This is a genomic window from Gracilibacillus saliphilus (genome assembly GCF_010994085.1).
Lineage (GTDB): Bacteria > Bacillota > Bacilli > Bacillales > Amphibacillaceae > Gracilibacillus > Gracilibacillus lacisalsi.
Window position 1 is genome coordinate 1 of record NZ_WJEB01000062.1, and the last position, 3,123, is coordinate 3,123.

Here is a 3,123-nt window from a genome sequence, read left to right on the forward strand (position 1 = left end):
TTCTACAAAGGAATAACTGGTTTTTCTGTTGGTGAAAGATTTGTTCAATATCTAAATATCAATCTCCTTTTGTTTTGTACTAGTCATAATAATTAACAAGAAATTCAAATGGTAGTATTAGCCTATACTATCTTCTAGGTAAAATGTAGTAAAATATGTATTGGTTTGTATCTCCTTTTATAGTGGAGGTGAGTTATGTTGAATAGGAAAGTAAACATCTCTGAAGTAAGTTCTTTTTATCAGGAGATGAAAAGAACTACTCAATCTATTCGAGAAAGTATAGAAGAGGTAGAAACCAATATAGATCAGATCATGCACATGGATACGTTCCAGGGGAAGGCAGCAGAAGCTGCAAAGGAATATTTTAAAATCTTGCATGGTTCTCTTTTACAAGCCTTTGCAGGTGTATTTGAACAATTAGAAACGAACTTAGCAAAGCATATCCAAGATTTTCAAGAAAATATTGATACTAGTAATAAAGCGTTGATACAAGATAGTTATCTTGAAGCACAGGAGGATGATATACTACATACATACAATCAACTAGAAAATGTTTCCACAGAAGTAAAACACATTATATCAAGTGTTGCTGATTTAACGACTGCTTTTGCCCCTTCAATTAATCAGGTGCAGAATAGTAATGAAGCTAGTATACAGGTCATGCAAAAGCTATCTGATAAGTTGGATGCCTTCGCTTCAGGACATAAACGGGATCAGATGGAAATGGAAGGTGCACTTCAAGAAGTAAGATCCTTGATGAGTAAAGTAGAGAAGGCAACTAGCAAGACATCATCTGCATCTACAGACTTCCAAACGAAACTGCCTATGATCAAAAAGTATATGGTAGAAGCGAAGGAGAATACATATTTCAATAGGATGCTTCTCTCCCAGGAAGAACGATCAAGAAGATCAATATTAGAATCGAGAGAATTCCCTAATCTAACTAAATCAGAAGGTTTACAAAAATACGAGAAAAAATCTTCTTTAGAGGCTTTTTTAGAACCGGTTACCAAATCAGCAAATAGTTTTAAAGAAATTGGTCTATCCATTTATGGCGAATTAGAAACAAGAAATGAAAAGAAACATGATTCGACTTACGATTACGTGAATTATCTTACAATGGGGCTACCGGATGGTGCTGTCAACTTTTATCATGGAATGGATGCCAGGTATCAAGCTATGAAAAAGGATTTTAATGGGTCGACATTTCTTAATTATTTATCAATAGGAACAACGGAAATGGCAACTAGAGCAGTCAATCCGGAAGATCCCTTGTCCGCTGAACACTGGATGGATAGTATAGGCTTGGCTGGGATTTTAGCAGGTGGTGGAGCTGTTGGGACAACGTTGCGAAATAGTAGCAGAACTTTCGCTAATAGTACTCAAGGAAATTATGAAATTTATCTTGGGAAAAATCAAGAACAAAACCTTTCACATCCAGTTTTAAATAATATACGTACAGGGAGTGCTTTGAAGAAAACAGACGGACAACATGGTTTTAATGATATTATCGACAATTACGTAAAATATGCTGACGAATTTGAATTAGTAGGAGGAGACGGAATTAACAGAAAATTATATCAAATCGAAGGTGGACTAAAATATTATGATTATAAAGATATATACAACAAAGATTTAAGAATTAAAGAGAGAAAAGAGACTGTGATTGACAACAAAGGTATATTTGAGTGGATAGTTGATCCGAACAAAGGAATTACACATAGAAGGTTTATTCCTAATGGAACAATCACAGGATATCCGAATCAAAGACCATAAAAGTAAAGGTGATCATAATGAACATTAATTTAGAGACATTTAAACAACATAATATAAATTACGATTGGAAAACAATATACGTGGGTTTTAAACTTAAGCTAATAAAATCTAGGGAAATAACCAATTATGCAGTGGAATTTTTAACTAAACACCCAGAGACTAACAATCAGAATATTATAGAACTTGCATGGGGAGAGGACGGTATTGATCACGAGTATTTACTATTGAATTTAATGTCAGATTTAGGGATCGATGAGTCTCTCACACGGACGGATGTTTGGGATCTCGAGAAAAGAAAATGGAGATTTAATGCACTAGTTAATTTGAAAATGAGTTATATAGATAAACACGAAGAACTATTGAATAAAATTGCTGAAGTTTATGCTGATTTTCAATACCCTGAAGATATGGATAATTTTATACACTATCTTCCTCCAAAAGAAGGTGTTAATCCTACAAACTATTCTCAACAGGAGAATGAGATCAGACTGATAAATTTATTTATTAACTTTCTTGATACTGAACATCAGTATTTACAAAATGTTTAGTTTTTTATCTGATTTTCATGACTATAGACTAAATGAATAAATTAATTCTGGATCTGAGTTAATTCTTTAAGAGGTAGTGGATGATATACAAAAGTTCACTATATTAATAGGAGAATTGTATTATGACTGAAAATGAAAGAATTAAGATCCAAATAGACAAAGTTGTTGAACTTGTAAACGAGAAAAAAAATCATAATAATCATCAGTTTCTAGACACACTTTTGAACAAATTACAGAAACAGTTAAACGATTTAGAAAATATGGATTTAAACAATATTAAAAATAACCCTCGAATAAAAGGTGCGCTAAGAGCTTATTTTGATACTAATTTAGCTAAAAGTTATACAGATCCACTTGTATTAGAGTTAGATAAATTAGAAGTTATGTTAACTTCTTAGCTTATTAGGAGGTAAGATTATTCCAGTAAAAAATCAGGAGAATAAAGTTCTTAAAGAAGCAGAAGAAGTAAAAATACAGATTAAATCAGAAATAAATGCTCACAAGAATGGAAACGGAAAAGATGGTAATGTATCGCAATTAATGAAGTTTTATGATGAAATTGAAACGATGCTTAAAACACCGAATTTTGTACCTTCATATCCTCGGATAATAGTGGATATGTGGGATTTCAATAGTAAGTTAGGGGAACGTTTGTTGAATTTGTATGATATGTATAAAAAAGTTTAAAATTCGAAGGGATCTTTATTTAGAGAATGGTTTATATAATTAAATAGAGTAATTATCTTTTTAGTTTGCAATTACACCGCATGTCAAATGCCATGCAGAAGCTGGGTGTAAA

The 3,123-nt window shown here is 32.2% G+C and carries 3 protein-coding genes; all 3 read left to right on the forward strand.

The features are described from left to right. Positions 1-195: 195 nt before the first annotated feature. The 3 genes from GHT08_RS21725 to GHT08_RS21735 all read left to right on the forward strand — a co-directional run bounded on the left by GHT08_RS21725 (position 196) and on the right by GHT08_RS21735 (position 2,722). Positions 196-1,776 carry a T7SS effector LXG polymorphic toxin gene (locus GHT08_RS21725; protein ID WP_163583477.1) on the forward strand — a complete coding sequence of 527 codons (1,581 nt, stop codon included), beginning with the start codon at positions 196-198 and terminating at the stop codon, positions 1,774-1,776. Between the two features lie 17 nt (positions 1,777-1,793). Continuing rightward, entirely contained in the window at positions 1,794-2,324 is a 531-nt protein-coding gene (locus tag GHT08_RS21730; protein WP_163583478.1) for a DUF2247 family protein, read from the forward strand. A 122-nt stretch (positions 2,325-2,446) separates the two neighbouring features. Next, positions 2,447-2,722 carry a hypothetical protein gene (locus GHT08_RS21735; protein WP_163583476.1) on the forward strand — a complete coding sequence of 92 codons (276 nt, stop codon included), beginning with the start codon at positions 2,447-2,449 and terminating at the stop codon, positions 2,720-2,722. The last annotated feature ends 401 nt before the right edge of the window (positions 2,723-3,123 follow it).

Bases quoted from the DNA above. Each gene is read 5' to 3' on its own strand.
- GHT08_RS21725 (WP_163583477.1), top strand. From the start codon at position 196: ATGTTGAATAGGAAAGTAAACATCTCTGAAGTAAGTTCTTTTTATCAG.
- GHT08_RS21730 (WP_163583478.1), top strand. From the start codon at position 1,794: ATGAACATTAATTTAGAGACATTTAAACAACATAATATAAATTACGAT.
- GHT08_RS21735 (WP_163583476.1), top strand. From the start codon at position 2,447: ATGACTGAAAATGAAAGAATTAAGATCCAAATAGACAAAGTTGTTGAA.